12 protein-coding genes are annotated in these 17,883 nt (G+C 51.8%); 9 read left to right on the top strand and 3 right to left on the bottom strand.

Annotation, left to right across the window (positions count from 1 at the left end; genetic code table 11):
* The first annotated feature begins 106 nt into the window (after positions 1-106).
* The 4 genes from EKM84_RS06330 to EKM84_RS06315 all read left to right on the top strand — a co-directional run bounded on the left by EKM84_RS06330 (position 107) and on the right by EKM84_RS06315 (position 3,585).
* Positions 107-436, top strand: coding sequence for a hypothetical protein (locus EKM84_RS06330; RefSeq protein ID WP_125764848.1), 330 nt, complete (start codon positions 107-109; stop codon positions 434-436).
* Positions 437-438: 2 nt separating this feature from the next.
* Positions 439-915: a hypothetical protein gene (locus EKM84_RS06325; protein ID WP_125764846.1), complete on the top strand. Its 477-nt coding sequence runs from the start codon at positions 439-441 to the stop codon at positions 913-915.
* 4 nt (positions 916-919) lie between these two features.
* On the top strand, positions 920-1,501 hold the full coding sequence (locus tag EKM84_RS06320) for a hypothetical protein (protein WP_125764844.1): 582 nt from the start codon (positions 920-922) through the stop codon (positions 1,499-1,501).
* Between the two features lie 473 nt (positions 1,502-1,974).
* Entirely contained in the window at positions 1,975-3,585 is a 1,611-nt protein-coding gene (locus tag EKM84_RS06315) for an ATP-binding cassette domain-containing protein (protein WP_125764842.1), read from the top strand.
* 60 nt (positions 3,586-3,645) lie between these two features.
* Here EKM84_RS06315 and EKM84_RS06310 read toward each other — a convergent pair whose 3' ends face one another.
* Both EKM84_RS06310 and EKM84_RS06305 read right to left on the bottom strand, forming a co-directional pair.
* Positions 3,646-4,956, bottom strand: coding sequence for an NCS2 family permease (locus tag EKM84_RS06310; protein ID WP_125764840.1), 1,311 nt, complete (start codon positions 4,954-4,956; stop codon positions 3,646-3,648).
* Between the two features lie 510 nt (positions 4,957-5,466).
* The gene (locus EKM84_RS06305) at positions 5,467-6,450 is read right to left on the bottom strand and encodes an aldo/keto reductase (RefSeq protein WP_125764838.1); all 984 of its coding nucleotides are present in this window, start codon (positions 6,448-6,450) and stop codon (positions 5,467-5,469) included.
* Positions 6,451-6,599: 149 nt separating this feature from the next.
* Between EKM84_RS06305 and EKM84_RS06300 the strand changes: the two genes are divergently transcribed.
* From EKM84_RS06300 to EKM84_RS06290, 3 genes are all read left to right on the top strand, one after another.
* Complete coding sequence (locus EKM84_RS06300) at positions 6,600-7,202, top strand: NAD(P)-binding oxidoreductase (protein WP_125764835.1); 603 nt, start codon at positions 6,600-6,602, stop codon at positions 7,200-7,202.
* A 130-nt stretch (positions 7,203-7,332) separates the two neighbouring features.
* The gene (locus EKM84_RS06295) at positions 7,333-7,707 is read left to right on the top strand and encodes a hypothetical protein (RefSeq protein WP_225418159.1); all 375 of its coding nucleotides are present in this window, start codon (positions 7,333-7,335) and stop codon (positions 7,705-7,707) included.
* A 129-nt stretch (positions 7,708-7,836) separates the two neighbouring features.
* The gene (locus EKM84_RS06290; RefSeq protein WP_225418158.1) at positions 7,837-8,871 is read left to right on the top strand and encodes a polysaccharide deacetylase family protein; all 1,035 of its coding nucleotides are present in this window, start codon (positions 7,837-7,839) and stop codon (positions 8,869-8,871) included.
* A gap of 57 nt (positions 8,872-8,928) precedes the next feature.
* Here the strand turns inward: EKM84_RS06290 and EKM84_RS06285 are convergent, their stop codons facing one another.
* Entirely contained in the window at positions 8,929-10,071 is a 1,143-nt protein-coding gene (locus EKM84_RS06285) for an ArgE/DapE family deacylase (protein ID WP_125764832.1), read from the bottom strand.
* A gap of 362 nt (positions 10,072-10,433) precedes the next feature.
* On the opposite strand from EKM84_RS06285, the gene EKM84_RS06280 reads away from it, so the two are divergent.
* Both EKM84_RS06280 and addA read left to right on the top strand, forming a co-directional pair.
* On the top strand, positions 10,434-14,042 hold the full coding sequence (locus tag EKM84_RS06280) for a PD-(D/E)XK nuclease family protein (protein ID WP_125764830.1): 3,609 nt from the start codon (positions 10,434-10,436) through the stop codon (positions 14,040-14,042).
* A complete protein-coding gene (addA, locus tag EKM84_RS06275) occupies positions 14,026-17,817 on the top strand; it encodes a helicase-exonuclease AddAB subunit AddA (RefSeq protein WP_125764828.1) in 3,792 nt (1,263 codons plus the stop codon). The genes EKM84_RS06280 and addA overlap by 17 nt, the downstream gene beginning before the upstream one ends.
* The last annotated feature ends 66 nt before the right edge of the window (positions 17,818-17,883 follow it).

The following is a 17,883-nucleotide window of genomic DNA, read 5'->3' as shown; positions in this document are numbered from 1 at the left end:
TTGCCACTACGAGTAGGAGTGCCAATGGGCATGTTGGACTACTGTGTCGTCAGACACGTGAGCGACAAGCCTCTGAATTTATTCAGGGGCAATTGACCTATTAGTCATGCTGATTCTGTTAGGGATTGAGGGACTGCTTAGTTTATGGCAGCCGCAGCCTGACCCCGCCGATTTCGACTGGCAACAGCGGCGACACTGGCTCTATCTATTAAATGAGCCCAATGGGGACTATCATCAGATGAACTTGACCTGGTCCAAGGTCATTATTATCGTGGCCGCGTTGGGGGCCCTCAGTCTGCAAGTCGGCCAAGTATCGCTTTGGCGTGAGCAGGTGGGCCTAGGAGTGGCCGGCCTGACCACAGGGATTTACCTCATGAATATCGGGTTATGGGGCTATCGATGGGTCCAGCACAAACAATTTTCGGGGAGGAAATAAGCGTGACGAAGCAAACAAGAGATTACTGGCAACAATTTTTCGGGGATATTATCTTAATTATGGTGACGCTCCAACTAGCCATGATGCTGTTGGAATGGGATGGCGAGTGGGCTTGGCGGTTCCTGGCGGGGGCTGGTTTTACCGTGGCCGTGATTGGCCTGAGTGCCGTGAGTTTAGGGCACTTGTTCTGGCAGAATCCACGGTCATTAACGCCCGAACAGACGGTGGATTGGCTCTATTTATTAAATGAGCACAGCTCTAATCCGGTACAAAATTGGTGGACCTGGTCGAAGGGACTTCTCGGCGGCTTAGCGATTTTAATGGTGGTCATTAGTTTTAGTGCGGATTTGATGAGCTTACCGCCCACGACCAACCTGTTTTTGGGGTTGGATAGCGCGGCAATCGTGTTGGGTATCGTAGGCGTAAATGTTTTGCGCTGGCTACTGACGCGTGGTCGGCGGACAGCCAGAAAGGGGTAGGGGCATGACACGAAAGAAATTTATTTGGGGTCTCGTGATTGTTCTAGGTAACGCGGGGATTCTGTACAGTTCATTAGCCATGCAGGCAACGCTCCCGTGGCGGTTAGGGCATTTAGCGCTGATGATGGGGCTGTTTAACCTCAGTCTGATTTTTTGGCAACGGCACTGGCAGACATTTTGGCACGGCACGATTGACCGGTTTGTAGAGCTGGTGTGGCTGGTGCTGGGAGATCTGGCTTACGGGTTCTTGGGCATCAGCCCGGCCGTTCATGGGTGGCAGACTAGTTTATGGCTGGTGGCCAACGTCGCAAACTACCTGGCGATTGCGTTGTTTTTAGTGGCGGCCTACGAGGTTAGTCAGGCTTGGTATCACCGACGTGTACCTGAGAAGGTGGCAACGGTGCGTCGAAAAGTGATCCGTATCCTGATTTTTTCTGTTGCTTTCCTAGGCGCCAGTTGGCTGGCACGGTTGGTGTGGCCACAAGTTGGTCAGCTTAATTGGCAGATAGCGGTATGGGTGATTGGCTGCTTTGCGGTGGGGAGTTTTTGGCCAGACAAGCGTCACAAGAATTCGTCGAATACATAAGTAGTTGGTGTTATTGTGATGGCACTGGATAATTTAGAATAGGGGAAGGTCAATGAGGAAGGTTGACGGGATTGTCGCGCTGCTAATGGTCATTGGTGCGGTTGCTTTCTTGGTTTACTTTTTTGTTACTGATTTTAAAACGGCGCTTCTTTTTACGGTTGCTTTGGTGAGTGTGTCGTATCTCAAGAAGTATTTTTCGAAGAAGTAGGATTTATGCTGGTTAAGCTTAAGTGAAATCAGAGTGGAGAGGATGACGGGTTGCCGTTACCCTCTCTTTTTTTGCAAAAAAAGGACTAACTTAGGGGGCAGCAGCCAATGGCAGTTAGGTCGCTCACTGAACAAAAAGAATGGCCGCCAATCACTGATCGATACTCTAGGTGACTATAGCTAGTCGTAAATTATTTTATTCTGGTGAGTAGTGCACTACTATTTGAATCAAACCGTAAAATGCAGCGGGTAACGGGGTGAACCGCATGAAAAATTATAAAAAGGTAAATCAGTGTGGCGCTCTCTTTTTCAAAAAACAATTACGAAGCAATCGGGGGCAACTTGTGAAGCTAGTCAGTTTAGCGCTATTAAATACGGGAAGTAAAGTTACACTGGCGTACGCGATGGGCTGGTTCGTCAATGGTGCTGTTACCCGTAGAATGCTTAGCGTTTGGGCTGCCGGTGGCATGGCTTTGCTTTCGCTGGGTCTGGGCTATGGTCTAACAATCACACTGTCTGCGACCCAATTAGAGATGACCAAGCAGATGCAAAAATCGCTGAAGGCTACTATTTATCAGGTTATTCTTTATCGGGACGTACAGGGGATAAGGAAGTTTAGGTGGCAGAACATTTTTAATCTGACTGAAAATAGTGTTCCAGCAGTGGCTAGCGATTACTTTAGTAATAACTTAGCTAATATCGGCCGCGTCATTCAGATTAGTTTGTGTTCGCTAGCTCTGTTAGTCATTAATCTGGAAATTTTTGGATTGTTTGTCGTTGTGTCAGCGATTCCGTTCTTTCTGAATCCAGTTATTCGCCGTCAGTTTGGCCGGTATAAGGCAGAGTTGAATGCAAAAACGATGGACCATATGAGCCTGATGACCAATGTCTTAAAGGGACTGACAACGATTCGGGCTTTCTCGGGTGGGGCAATTTTCAATCGACAGTTGAAGGCAATGGACGAGCAACTGGAAGAACAACGCAAACGGTCTAAACTTTGGGACATCCGAATTGGTCGGCTCTCAACCTTGTTAGCGATGAGTGCGCAAATTGTTTGCATGCTAATAGCCGCTTTTTTCGTGTTAAATCGCAGGATTTCCATTGGGAATCTTATTGTGACGACTCAGTTGTTAAACTTTATTGTCCCCACGATTACGGCATTTAATACCGCGTACTTGATTGGTAGAGCCACGCTTCCCTTACGAAAGGAGTGTGCCGCAGTTTTACAAGTTACAACCAATTCAGCTTCTCATCAGTTTATTAATGGAGATATCGTGGTTTCCCATTTGGACTATGCCTATCCACAGAATGCACCGTTATTCACTGATTTTGATGTGACGTTTGCATCGGGGAAGAAGACGGTGGTTATTGGTGAAAGTGGTTGTGGTAAAAGTACCTTGATGAGACTCGTTGCCGGTGAATTAACGGATTATCAAGGCTGCGTGACGATTGGGGGCCAAGCAATCACGAAAATTGACCCCAGACAATTTCATCGTAATGTTATTTACGTGAATCAGACGCCAGTCATCTTTGCGGGAACTGTTTTGGAGAACATCACATTATTTGGTACGCTTGCTTCGCCGGACATGGCCAAAATTTTGCAGCAACTCAGGCTAACCCATTTAGTGCAACGGGATGTAGTGAATGGGGACATCGAACTATCCGGTGGTGAACGGCAACGCATTTCTCTGGCCCGCGCACTCTTGGTTCAGGCACCTATCTTAATGATTGACGAGCCTGATAGTGGACAGGACCCGGCTTCGGCTAGGACAATTCAGCAGTTGATTTTTAAATTAAAAGATAGAACGGTCGTTGTGGTGACCCACAATTGGCAGGCAACGTACCTAAATCAATTTGATCAGGTCATTAGGTTATAACTAAAAGCCGTTCGCCAAATGACTAGGCGAACGGCTTTCGTTTATTATTTGTAAGATAGCTTATCCCGCGTTCAAGATCCACAGGAACAGCACGAAGACAACGGCTAACCCGTACATCATTGCGCCGACTTCCTTACCGCGCTTGGCCGCAATCATGGTCAGGGGGTAGGTGATGAACCCTAAGGCAATCCCATCAGAGATACTGTAAGTCAGGGGCATGCCCAGGACAATCAGGAAGGCTGGAGCAGCGACTTCGAACTTTTCCCAGTGAATGTTCTTCAGGGATTGGGCCATCAGGACCCCAACGATGATCAATGCTGGAGCGGTCACTTGGTTCGTAACAACGGCCAGCAGTGGGGAGAAGAAGGCGCCCAGGATGAAGAAGATACCAGTCACGATGGCGGTAAATCCGGAGCGACCACCCACGGCGATCCCGGCGGAGGATTCCACGAAGGCGCCCATGGGGGAAGTCCCGAGGAGTGAGCCGACGACCATCGTACTGGAGTCGGCCATCAGGGCCTTGCCGATCCGCGGCAGTTTGTTATCCTTGACCAGGCCAGCCTGTTCGGCCAAACCGACTAACGTTCCAGTGGTGTCAAAGAAGGTCACCAGTAAGAAGGTTAAGACGACAACTACTAATTGCAGGGAATTAATGCTTGTGACATGCGTTAACCCAACCATGAAGGTCGAGCTGATGGATGGCACGCCGGAAATGATGTGCTTAGGCATGGCAATCAGGCCAGTGGCTAAGCCTAAGATGGAGTTGGCCACCATCCCGATGAAGATGGCGCCCGGCACGCGAGCACTCATCAGGACCAGCGTTACCAGCAGACCGAAAATGGTTAACCAGGTACTGCCGACTTGCAGGGAACCCAGCGTCACCACCGTGGACTTGTCAGCCATGACCAAGCCCCCTTGGCTCAGACCGATAAAGGCAATAAACAGCCCGATACCAGCACTGATGGCCATTTTTAAATCACGAGGGATGGCGTCGACGACTTTTTCCCGCAGCTTGAACGCGGTCAAAATCATGAAGAGAATCGAGGCCACGAAGACACCGGCCAGCGCCGTTTGCCAAGGAATCTTCATGCCAATAACGACGGAGTAGGAGAAGAAGGCATTGATCCCCAGACTAGCGGAGATGGCAATCGGATAGTTGGCGAGAATGCCCATCAACATACACCCGAAGGCGGAAGCGAAGGCCGTTGCGGTGAACACGGCACCTTGGCTGATCCCGGATGCCCCCAGAACTTGGGGGTTCACGAACAGGATGTAGGCCATGGAGACGAAGGTGGTTAACCCAGCCAGCGTTTCCTTCTTATAGTTGGTGCCCAATTCTTCAAAATGAAAAAAGTCAGCGATTCTTTGCATGAATAATTGCTCCTTTAAGCAGAATTTATGTAAAATACGAACATTATCAACTATCGTTCGTGTTTTTCTCTTAAACAATACTTATAGAGCTTATCATTTCTCTAAATGAAATGCAATCACGAATCATGAAATGCTTTATTATAAATAAGTTCGTAAAACGCGAACATCCCATGACGCCAGCGTTAGACGAAATAAAAGGGTCCGAGAAAATTTTCTCGAACCCTTGGGGGAGTGTGGTGCTTTAAATTTGTCGAAGTGAAATATCCAATAGGAGTTACCCAGTAACGGTGTAACGGGACAAATCACAGTTAGCCGCAGGGCTGGTGAAAATGGGCTCAGCCGTGGGAGTTCTCTTGGTGGCGATTTTTGCCAGCTAGAGAACTGGTATCTTTGAAACGCGGGTTTGGCGGTTCAAAGTAAGCTTGGAGACCGTTCTTTGGCTCCAAGTGTCCGCCCACCGCGTCCCGGCCCATTTTCACCAGCCCGGAGGCAGTGAACCAGCCAGTTGTCCTAGTCTGGGTCGGCTAAGGACTTGCCGCTTTCGATGGTCTTGAAGCCAGCGAAGGCGGTATCAATCGTTTGATATTCCGTGTCACTCAGGGTGACGTCCAGAGACTTGGCGTTGGCCTCGACTTGAGCGGCGCGCTTAGCACCGGGGATGACGACACTAACCAGGGGATCCTGCATGTACCAAGCCAGAACGGTTTGAGCAACCGTGGCATTGTGTGCCTTGGCGATTGGCCGGATAGCCTCGATGGCCTTCAGGGCTTGGCTGTAGCGCGGTTCCTGGAAGTCACTGATTTGGCTGCGGATGTCATCGGCCGGGAAGGACACGTCAGCGTCATATTTCCCAGTCAACAGGCCAGATGCCAATGGGAAATAAGGGACAAAGCTGATTTGGTGATCCTTCAGGTACGGCATCAGATCGGCCTCATGGTCGCGGTGTAACAGGCTGAATTCGTCTTCGACCACGTCCACGTAACCGTCGGCGTTGGCTTCCTTGACCTGGTCCAGACTGAAGTTAGACAGGCCAATCGCGCGAATCTTGCCCTGTTCCCGCAACCGTTGCAGGGCGCCGACCGCTTCGGCCTTGGGCGTCTGTTTGTCTGGAAAATGGATGTAATAAATATCTAAGTAATCGGTGTTGAGCCGTTTCAGACTGGCCTCGACTTGTTCAGTTAAGAACTTAGGGTCGTTGTTGATGACCTGTTCGCCGCTGGAAAAGTCTTGGGCGCCCTTAGTTGCCAGAGTAAAACTATGCCGGTCAAAGTCGTGCATCGCTTGACCAACAAGTTCCTCGGAATGACCCAGACCGTAAACGTAGGCTGTATCCAATAACTGAATGCCGTTGTTTAAGCCCGCCTTGACCAGGTTCAGCCCGTCTTCGTCTTTCAAATTCGGGAAGAGGTTATACCCGCCAACGGCGTTTGTGCCCAGTCCTAGCGGTGTTGTTTGCACATCAGTTTTACCAATCGTGACTTGTTTGTGTGTCATACAAAGACCCTCCTAATTAATTGTGAAACCGGATTCAAATACATTTCTTATTATAACGGATTTGTTTTGTGGTGAAAAATATCTTGGTCCGGTGTTAGCGTTCGCCACTTTCTGGTAAACTGGGAGGCAAGGAAAAAGGAGCGGATATGATGACAACTTATTTAATCGTGGGCGCAACGACACTGGGACAAACGGTCGCCCGGCAACTGGCCCAGCAACCGGACACAACGGTCCGTGTGCTGCACGCCGCAACGGAAACGCTGGCAGCGGATGTGGCCGGTCTGGTCACGGAATTTAGCGGAGATTTAACGGCGGAAGCAACCTACGTGACCCCCTTGCAGGATAACCCGATTATTTTCTCAGCCTTGAGCGGGATGGATGTCGACTTGGCGTTTGAAGCCTTGTTCGACGCGCAATATCACCAACGGCTCAAGTTGACGCGCTTCGTGATGCTCAGCACGGCGGGGGTGGATCAAGAGGTGACGGGAGACCTAGCCTACCCCGGTATCGATAACGTCAAGGAATACCTGAACCAACAACGGTATGCGGCGAAATTGGTCGACGAAGCGGAGTTCCCTTACACCATCTTGCGGCCAGTCACCTTGGCGGATGGCGCGGGGCGTGACCCACGGATTATTAAAGAGGGGGACCCAGTTCCCGCGGGCACTGTTTCACATGAAACAGTCGCACGCGTGGTCGTTGACCTGATGGTTGATGGTGGCTACGATTACCAATCATTGGCTATCTGCTAGAGAGGTCCAGTTTTTCTCACCTTGGAGGCAAAGCTCACGCTCATTTTTGCCCCAAGAACCTAAAGATTGTGAAAACCTGACGAAATTTTGCGTGGCACCACGGAATGTTTGTTAGAATAGACCCAGTGGGGTGAAAGCATTGGCATTAAAAATAGATGATGAACAATTACAAGCGATTCGCGAACGCATGGGTGAGGCCAATCAACAGGCTCATTTCGTGATTTTTCAATCCGTTGAACGTGAGACGGGCAAGGTGTTACGCTTGATCACCGATGTCGAGAGCTTTCGGTCGATTCAGGAACAGCATCAGGATGACTCGGACATGGCAATTATCCAAGACATCGTGCCAATCACGGACACGTTGGCGCGCTGGGCGGTGGCTGAAAACATGGCCGCGCAACAGGGCGACAGTGCCAGCGTTTTGGCCGACTTGGAACATTACACCAATGAGGTTTTGAAAGAGAATCACCAAACGATTAATCCGCCAGATAGTGCGGAAGATTAAAGGGAAACTGACTTCGGTTGGTGGCCCTTTTTTGATGTCGAATTATTTAGGCGGAACGCGTTCATTTCAAGGCCAAAACTGGTAACATAAGAGTAGATTCAGGGGAGTCTATTTTTAGGAGGGATTTTAATGAGAAAACGACAACGAAGCATCATAACGGGGGTTATGGCGGCCGCGGCGGTTCTGTTACTGACTGGAACGCTGTCCGCTCAGGCCCCCGCCCAGGCGAAAATCAAGACGGCGACCAAGACGGTTACCTATGGCCAGTTAACCAATAAGCAACCGCACCGCTTAGCGGCAATTCGGGAGGCGGCGCGCCAGTCTATTTTACAGACGACTAAGGCGAAGAGTTCCAAGGTGGCCGCGGTCTATCAGGTGAAGTTACCGACGCACATGAACAAGACCGCTAAGCTGACCAAGGATGGCTTGCGGATGCCACTGCTGAAGAACAGTTTCAAGCTCAAACACGTCACGGTCCCTTACAGTGAGCTTAAGGGGAAGGTGCTGAACCGCTACCTCCCTAAGGCCGACAAGACGAGCAAGGTCAAGACGAACAAGATGGTGGCGTTGACGTTTGACGATGGGCCAGACCCAACCCTGACGCCACGGCTACTGAAAACGTTGAAGAAAAATAAGGTTCACGCCACGTTCTTTGAAGTTGGGCAGAGCGTGAGTCGTTATCCTAAGATTACCCGGGCCGTGCTGGCTGGGGGCAATGAGTTAGGAAACCATTCGTGGAACCATCCCGACTTCAACAGCATTGGCACCAGTAACACGGCCAGTCAGGTCATGCGCACCAACCGGGCCATTTACCGGGCGACCGGGACGTTGCCACAGTACGTTCGGCCACCATACGGGAATATCACCGCGGCTGAGGGCCGAAAGATTCAGCAGCCCATCATCCGTTGGTCGGTCGACTCACGCGATTGGTCTTACCTGAACACGCAAAAGGATATTAATGAAGTGATGAAGGACACCCGTGGCGGGGATATCGTGTTGATGCATGATATTCACAAGCAATCCGTCGCCGCGGTACCGACGATTATCAAGCGCTTAAAGGCCAAGGGCTACAAGTTGGTCACGGTCAGTCAGTTACTGAATTATCAGGCATTACCAGGACTTCAGTACTTCGGGGCGCATGATTTCCGAACGGCTGGCAAATAGGGAAATAAAAAACGCTTAGTTTCACGTGGAACATTCACGGAAACTGAGCGTTTTTAGTTAGGCTAAAATCTGTTTTACGAGTTGTTCGTAGACGCGTTGGACGTGGCGGAATTCGTCGAGGTCCACGGATTCATTCAAGGAGTGGGCGTCGTACCACTTACCCGCACCGTAAACGATAACGGGGAACTGATTCGTTGATTTGGTAAATTCGGAAGCGTCGGTCGCACCATGGATGACTTGTAGGTCGATTGGATGGCCGAATTCGGCATCGGCAATGGCCTTCGTCGTCTTGACCAGTGGGGAGTCCTGCGCGCTAATGATAGGTTTGAAACTGTAGTCTACGTGGAGCTTCAGGTCAACGCCGTCTTCTTGATTGAGACGGTCGACGGTTTCATTTAACCGGTTAATGACGGCCTCGTTATTGAATTCTGGAATTGGGCGAATGTTGCCTTGCAGCTCGGCCTTGGCGGGGATGCTGTTGACCTGTTCACCACCGTTAAAGACGGTCACACTGTGGACCAGCGGCCCGAGTTCGGGGCTGACCGGTGCGTCGTCAAATTCGGTGGCTTCGGCGGTCACGTATTTGATCAAGTTGGTGATGGCGTTCACCCCCTTTTCAGGCATTGAACTGTGGGCGCCGACCCCCCGCGAATAGACGTGATAGTTGAGGGAACCATTGTGGGCGTAAACCAGGTTGCCGCCGGTAGGTTCACCGATGACCATGCCACGGACGTCGTCGGCGTAGCCCTGTTCCGTCAGCATGCGCGAACCCATGGCCCCATTTTCCTCACCAACGGTCCCGATAAAGCGCAGGCGACCATTCAGCTTGACCTTGGCGTCGGCCAGGTTAACGAAGGTGATCAGCATGCCGGCCAGCCCGCTCTTCATGTCGGCGGCACCACGGCCATACAGCGTGTTGCCTTCGATGTGTGCGGCGAAGGGGTCGAATTGCCAGTCGGCTAAATCGCCTGTGGCGACAGTGTCCAAGTGACCGGCTAGGACGAAGACGTTGTCACTAGTCGGGTCCCCAATTTCGGCGACGATGTTGCTGCGGCCGGTCGCGTAGGGGATAATCTTGGCGTCGATGCCGTGCTCACCGAAGAGTTGCTTAATGTATGTCGCGACAGCGTCTTCGTTGCCGTTGACGGAATTGATGCTGACTAAATCCTGTAAAATCTGAACTTCTTCACTATCTTTCATAAATGCAAGCCCGCTTTCTCACCATTTTTTAATATTATGATTAAGTGTAGCACGCTTTCAGAAAAATGGCCCGCGAAGTTCTCAGATTATGACAAAATTCGTGCCAAACAAGTGTTCGCTTTTGCGATGACGTATGCTAGAATATAATCAACCTAAGCAATGGACGAATTGCACTAAAGTTGCCCATAACTGGTGAAAACGACAATTATTGACGGGTGCCTTTGATATCATGAATTTAGCGATTAGGTGCGGGGTTACGATCGTCCACACAGCTGCGATTAGTCACCTAATCAGCCTGTCCGGTCCCTGTCATGAAGCCGGGCAGTACATAGCAATAGAACTTAAGAGATGGAGGTTCGCAGATGAGTTTACAATTTATTTTAGGAAGTGCCGGTCAGGATCACCGCCAGCCCATGGTGGACGCGTTGGCCCAGCAGGTGACGGACCAGCCGACGGATCAGAGCTATTACTTGGTTCCCAACCATATTAAATTTGAAACTGAAGTCGACGTGCTGGCTGCCTTGAAGGCCCAGGTCGCACCAGACCAACTGCTCTTCGCCCAGACCCAGGTACAAGTCTTCTCGTTCACGCGACTGGCCTGGTTCTTCATGAAGAATGAACCCGTTTACCAGCTGCCCCGCATCTCGACGGCCGGGCTGAACATGCTGATCTACCAAATCATCCAAAGTCATGCCGATGAGCTGACGATTTTCCGCGGTGAGGTCGACCGGCCCGGCTTTATCAGTCAATTGACAACGCAGTTAGCCGAATTCAAAGTGGGTCAGGTCACGGCCGCTGATCTGTTGGCCGCGATTGACCAATTTCCGGGCAAGAACGCCGATCTACAGGCTAAACTCCACGATTTGATGATTATTTATGAGGCGTTTGAGACCCAGATGCTGGGAAAATACGTCGAAAATACCGACTTACTGAACCAATTGGCAGATTATCTGACAACGCGGGTCGACCTCAGCCACGCCCATTTCTACCTAGAGGGTTTTTCACAATTAAGCGCGCAGGAACGGCAATTGGTGGCCGTCCTGATCGAACATGCTGCCAGCGTAACGGTAGCGCTGAACCTAGATAAGGGCTACCCCCTGGACTTGCCCGATCCGACGAACCTCTTCTTTCAGTCGGCCAAAACGTATCACCAACTCTACGTGGTGGCCCAGGCCGCGCACGTTCACGTGTTACGTGACCACCAGGCCCGGACACCACGCGTCAGCACCGACTTACAGGCGCTAGATAGCTACTGGCAGGCCAGCAATACACTGTCACCCCAGCCAGAGCATGCCGACCAATCGCTGACTAATGTACAAATTGTTCAGGCGGATAACCGCTACGTGGAGGTCTCTCGGGTCGCCACGCAGATTCGCCAAATGGTGGCGACCGGTCGGTACCGGTATCAAGATTTTCTGGTGTTGGCACGCCATTTAGATGCCTATCAGACGGTGATTGACCCTATTTTTAGTGCACAGTCGATTCCGTACTTTGATGACGCCGATGTGCAGATGGCCGATCACCCCTTCGTAGAGCTGTTGAATGCGCTATTTGATGTGCAACGGCGGAACTACCGCTACGCTGATGTCTTTCGGGTTTTGAAGTCAGAATTATTGCTGCCACAAGACGCCGATGGCAAGCCAATCGCTGTGACGACCTACCGCCAAGCCCTGGCCCTGACGGAAAATCTTGTTTTGAAGAACGGGTATGAGGGCCAACATCGCTGGACCCAGGACAAGGATTGGGTCTTCAACCGCTTTGCTACCGGGGATGGTGGCGTGCAAACCACCCAAGACGATAAAATCTCACGGCAAATTAATTTAATTCGCCACTTTGTGAAAGATACCCTGCCGCCTTTCTTTGCGCGATTGAAGGGGGCTAAGACCTATACCGACGCCGTGGCCGTGCTCTACCAATTTCTGGTAAACGCCGGCGTCATGGATCGCTTAATGGCTTGGCGGGACCAGGCAATCGACGGTGGTGATTTAGTGCGGGCAGGGCAACCGGAACAGACTTGGTCGACCTTCTGCCAAATTTTGGATGAATTCCATACGATTCTGGGAGACACACCATTTGTGCAGGCTGACTTCCAAGCGCTGCTCCAGGCTGGGTTTGCCGGGGCGAAGTTCAGTCAAATCCCATCGACGCTGGATCAGGTCACCATTTCTGAAAGCGGGATCGTGCAAACCAATCATCGCAAGGTGACCTTCCTGATGGGGGCCACGGCCGATACCATGCCGGACAATCAGATTCCGACGACCTTGCTGGCGGATAATGACCGCCAAGACCTGAGTGAGCAACTCCAGCAGGTCGATGCCGATAGTTATCTCCGCGATGACGCAGCGACCCAACTGGCAGGGGAACCGTACTTGAACTACCTGGCCTTTCTCAGTAGTAGTGAACAGTTGATCTTTAGTTATCCTGCGACCAGCGATGATGATAAAAATGGCCTGCAACTGTCGCCGTATGTTGCGCGCATTCAGAACTTCTTCCAGTTGCCAACGCAGATTGCGGCGGCAACCCCAACGGCCGAAGATGGCGATATCTTGCCGTTTGTGGGGACCCGTCGGACCACGCTTCGGCATTTGGTACAGGCGAGTCATGACAGTCAACTCCGTGAGAAGCCGCTATCTAATGCGTGGTTGTACGTGCTTCAGGTTTTACGGGCGGATACCACCTACGGCGAGCTGACGACCAAGTTACTGGGGAGCCTGAGTTACCGCAACGTTCCAACAGCGTTAACGCCAGATATTGTGACCCAGTTGTATGGCAATAAGATCAGTACCTCCATTTCTAAACTGGAAGAATACTATGCCAATCCGTACGCGTATTACCTGAAATATGGGCTGAAGCTGCAGGAGCGGGATGTCTTTGAGCTGTCGCCGGCCAGTACTGGGGAGTTCTTCCATGCGACACTGGATAACCTGATGAAGTTAGTCAATCAACAGAAGCTGGACCTGGCTGAGCTGGATGACCAGCAACTCCGGGAAATGACGGATGAAGTGATTGCCAAAATCTTGGATACCACGGAGAATCCGCAATTCGCCATTCTGGAAAGCTCTCACCGGATGACTTATATTCGCGAGCAATTGATCAAGACCATGCGGCGGATGGCCAAAACCCTACAGGAACAAAGCAAGCGGACCAAGTTCCGGCCTAAGCGGACCGAATTACAATTTGGCTTCGGTGACGAGCGGGGACTGACGGCCCTGTCCTTTGATGTCGGCAAGCAGCGTCAGGTCACCGTCCGTGGGCGCATTGACCGGCTGGATGCCATGCAAGTCAACAACAAGACCTATTTGGGTATCGTGGACTATAAGAGTTCCGAGCATAAATTTAGTTATCAAGACGCTTACTACGGCCAAGCCATGCAGATGCTGACGTATTTGGATGCCGTTAAGAAGAATATGCCAGACCTGTTGACGGATGTCTCACCCGAAGATGCCGAGCTGGCCGGGGCCGTGTACCTGCACCTGCAGAACCCGATTTTAAAGGCGGCCGATGTGTTGGGCGAGGACCTCGAGGATGCGCTGCTCAAGGCGGAACAGTACCAAGGGTTATTGCTGGATGATCCCGATTTATTAACGAACCTGGACACGTTATTTGCTGACCCCGATTTTAGTGGGAGTTCCTTACTCTACCGGGGATTACGGCGGACTAAGAAGGGGGCCATTACCTCCTACGGTAAGATGCTGGTCAATCCTGGCGAGTTGCGTCTGCTGTTAGACCATACGGAACGCTTGATCAAACGGGCAGCCACGGAAATTTTCGACGGGCACGTCGACCTGGCACCGTTCCGGCAACAGAGCAAGACGGCGCTCCAGTATTCACCGTACAAATCAATCATGCAGTTTGACCCGTTACTCAAAGAAAACAATTACCGCGATTTAGCGGCGTTGAAGAAGGATGACGTTATGGCCCGCATCAAGGCCGAACAGGAACAGGAGGGTCCCGATGAGCACAAAATTTAAGTACACGCAGAGTCAACACGATGCGATTTATCAAACGGGTAATAATTTGTTGGTCTCGGCCTCGGCCGGTTCTGGGAAGACCCGGGTGTTGGTCCAACGGGTGATTGAGCACCTGAAGGCGGGGATGGGTATCGATCGCATCCTGATTGTGACCTTTACCAAGGCCGCAGCCGCGGAAATGCGTGACCGGATTCAAACCAGCCTGCGCGCCGAACTCACGGCAAGCCAGGGCAATAGCGAACAGCAACAGTTTTATCTACGACAGCTCAACCAACTGCCCGTCGCGGATATCAGTACCCTGGATGCTTTTTGCTTGCGGATTTTGCAGCACTATTATTATGTCATCGATATGGACCCGGTCTTCCGGTTGTTGGCGGATGAAACGGAAAATGCGTTGCTCCGTGACGAAGTCTGGTCGGACCTTCGTGAAGATCTCTACGCCAATGATGAATCTGGGTTATTCGCACGGTTGACGGAGAATTTCTCCGGTGACCGGAGCGATGATGGTTTGGCCGAACTGGTACAGCAGACCTATACGTTTGCAAACGCCACGCCCGACCCAGCGGCCTGGTTAGCGGCCTTGCCGCAACCGTATCAGTTGGATAGTGACCATTTGACCGGCACGACCTTCTATCAGGAACGGTTAAAGCCGCTATTTAGTCAGCAATTACAACAGATCAAGGCCGACCTGACCAGTGCCCAACAGATTGCCACGCAGGCGGACTTAACCAAGCAATTGGACCACCTGACGCCCCTGCTGAGCGACTTAGAAGGCATCATCGCGTTAGTAGATGGCGAGAGTTGGAACGCGCTGAGAGCGGCGATTCAGGGCTTCTCCTGGGGCCGCATGCCGTCGATTCGGAAGACGAACGAAGACTATCCCGTTTACGATGAGCTGAAGTCGACCTACTATGATCCAGCCAAGAAGCAGTTGGAAAAATTACAGAAGTCCTACCTGCTGCAGACCGAGGAGCAGGCCACAACCACGATTGCCAAGTCCGGCGAATTGGTCGGTGAACTGGCCCGGGTCGTGGGCGCCTTTCGGGATGCCTATCGGCAAGAGAAACAGCGTCGCCACGTCCTGGACTTCGCGGATATTGAACACGCGGCACTGGAAATCCTAACCAGCGATACGGACCAATCCCGCCAGGTCGCGGCACAATTACGCGAGCAGTATCAGGAAATCATGATCGATGAATATCAAGATACCAACGGGCTGCAAGAGGCCATTTTAACGGCCATCGCGCAACCAGCTCCCCACGGCAATCTCTTCATGGTGGGGGACGTTAAGCAGTCCATCTACCGGTTCCGGCAGGCGGACCCGACGCTTTTCATGGACAAGACGGACCACTACGAAGCCAATGGTGACGCCGGTCAGTTGATCGTTCTGGCCGAAAACTTCCGGTCGATGAAAAACGTCGATGATTTTACCAACTTGATCTTTAAGCAGTTGATGGACCGTGAGCTGGGAGAAATCGCGTACACCGGTTCCGCGCAGCTGAAGTATGGGGCGACCTATTACGATGAGCAGGGCGCTGGTGCCAAGAGCACCGCTGAGTTGCTGGTTTACTTGACCGAGGGGGCTGAAGAGGCCGCGGGTGATGGTGAACCCATGGACCCCACCTTCCAGGTCGATAACAAACACCAAGGCGAAGTCCTGATGGTAGGTCAAAAAATTAAGGAATTGATTGCCGCTAAGACGCCCATTTATGACCGGGATGAAAAAGAAGTTCGGGACATGACTTACGGGGATATTACGCTGTTAACGCCGACCCGAACCAATAACCTGATCATTACCGATGAGCTCCGGCGACTGGGAATCCCGGTGGTCGTGAACGATGCGCAGAATTATTTCAAGACGACTGAAATTCAAATCATGATGGCGTTACTGCGAATCATTGATAACCCCTATCAGGATATTCCGTTGGCTGCGGTATTACGGTCGCCCATCGTAGGGTTAAACGAAAATGAACTGGCGATGCTTCGAATCAACCAGAAGACGGGGGATTACTACCAGGCGCTACTGCATTTCCAGCAGACCTTTGCGGGCCCCAAGGCGAGTGATTTCCAGCAACAGGTCCATACGAAAGTGACCCACTTCTTGGAACAGCTACAAACCTTCCGGGACGTGGCCCAGCAAAATGAATTGGTCACCTTGATCTGGCGTATTTACCAGGACACCGGCTTCCTCGATTATGTCGGAGGGATGCCAGCTGGGGAGCAGCGTCAGGCCAATTTACATGCGCTGTATGAACGGGCCCAGAGCTATGAAAAGAGTAGCTTTAAAGGCCTATTCCAGTTTGTCCGGTTCGTGGAACGCCTACAGGAGCGCGATGCCGATTTGGCGGGTGCGCCGGTACAAACGGCAACGGATGCCGTGTCGGTCATGACCATTCATGGGAGTAAGGGACTGGAGTTTCCAGTGGTCTTCATCATGGATGCGTCCCGTCAGTTCAATAAGCAGGACCAACAGGGGAACTACGTCATGAGTGGCAAGACCGGGATTGGGATTGATTATCTGGACCCGGACAGCCGTGTCAAGGCGCCGAGCCTGCAGAAGCTGGTCACGGCCCAGGCCATTTCGCGGGCCAGCCTGGCCGAAGAGATGCGGAAACTGTACGTGGCCCTAACCCGGGCAGAATCTCGACTCTACATTGTTGGGTCGCACAAGACCCAGGCGGAGGCCATTGCGGCGTGGGAGCAGGCCTATCAGAGTCCTGATCTAGTGTTGAACGCGACCTTGCGGGAAAAGTCGACACAAGCGAACTATCTCGACTGGATTGGGATGTGCCTGGTTCGTGATCCCAAATTCTCGGCCGACTTACGTCAAGGGTCAACGACCTTCTCAGGCTTAGCTGGCGACCCTGCTGATTTTGGTATCGCGTTTGCGACGGCTAATGATTTGGAACCCGCCCAAAGTGTTAATGAAGCAGCAACGGATTGGCTCCAAACGACCAGTGAAACGGCCGCCAAGGTGACTGCTAAGGCGGTTTCTGGTGAACAAATCCAGCAAATCATGGACTTCCACTATCCGCACCAGGCGGCAACGATGACCACAGCCTACCAGTCAGTTTCCGAGGCCAAGCGATTGTTTGAGGATCCCGACAACGCGTCGATTGGCGAGTACCGAGCCAGCGCCACGGGCCAGACGACCGGGAACCGGTTCGTGACCCACGATTTTGCGCGGCCATATTTCTTACAAACGGTGCGGGAGCCCTTGCCAACTGAAATTGGGAGCGCGACCCACCTGGTGCTCCAGAAGCTAGACGTCACGACCGCACCCACGGCCGACAGCGTTCAGGAGGTCATTGATCAACTGGTAGCTGACCAAGTCTTGTCAGCAGAGGTGGCGCAGCGTATTCAACCGGAATTCATTTTGCGCTTCTACAGCAGCGAACTCGGCCAGCAGATTCTGGCGGACCCACAAGATCTTCATCGTGAAGTGCCATTCTCCCTACTGATGCCGGCGCGAAGCTTGTTCCGGGACTTTAAGGAAGCCGACTCACAGGTATTGGTCCATGGGATTGTCGATGGTTACTTGGAAACGGCGGACGGGGTTATCCTGTTTGACTACAAGACCGATCACGTCAACATGAAGGCCGTTGCCCAAAGCGAAGCCAAATTGCTCGACCGTTATGGGGGTCAAGTAAATCTGTATGCAGCGGCATTGAAACAGATGACGGGCAAACCCGTGCTGGCGCAGTACCTGTATCTGTTGGCTAGTGGTGACTTATTGCCGGTACCGGTTAAACAGATTCAGAATTTACCAGATTAAGATAAAATGATTAGATGCAAAAACGAGGTTGATCCCGCCAAATTGGCAGGGTCGACCTCGTTTTTT

This window comes from Levilactobacillus mulengensis (assembly GCF_003946045.1).
In the GTDB taxonomy this organism is placed as follows: domain Bacteria; phylum Bacillota; class Bacilli; order Lactobacillales; family Lactobacillaceae; genus Levilactobacillus; species Levilactobacillus mulengensis.
This window is presented reverse-complemented; position numbering and strand designations above follow the sequence as displayed.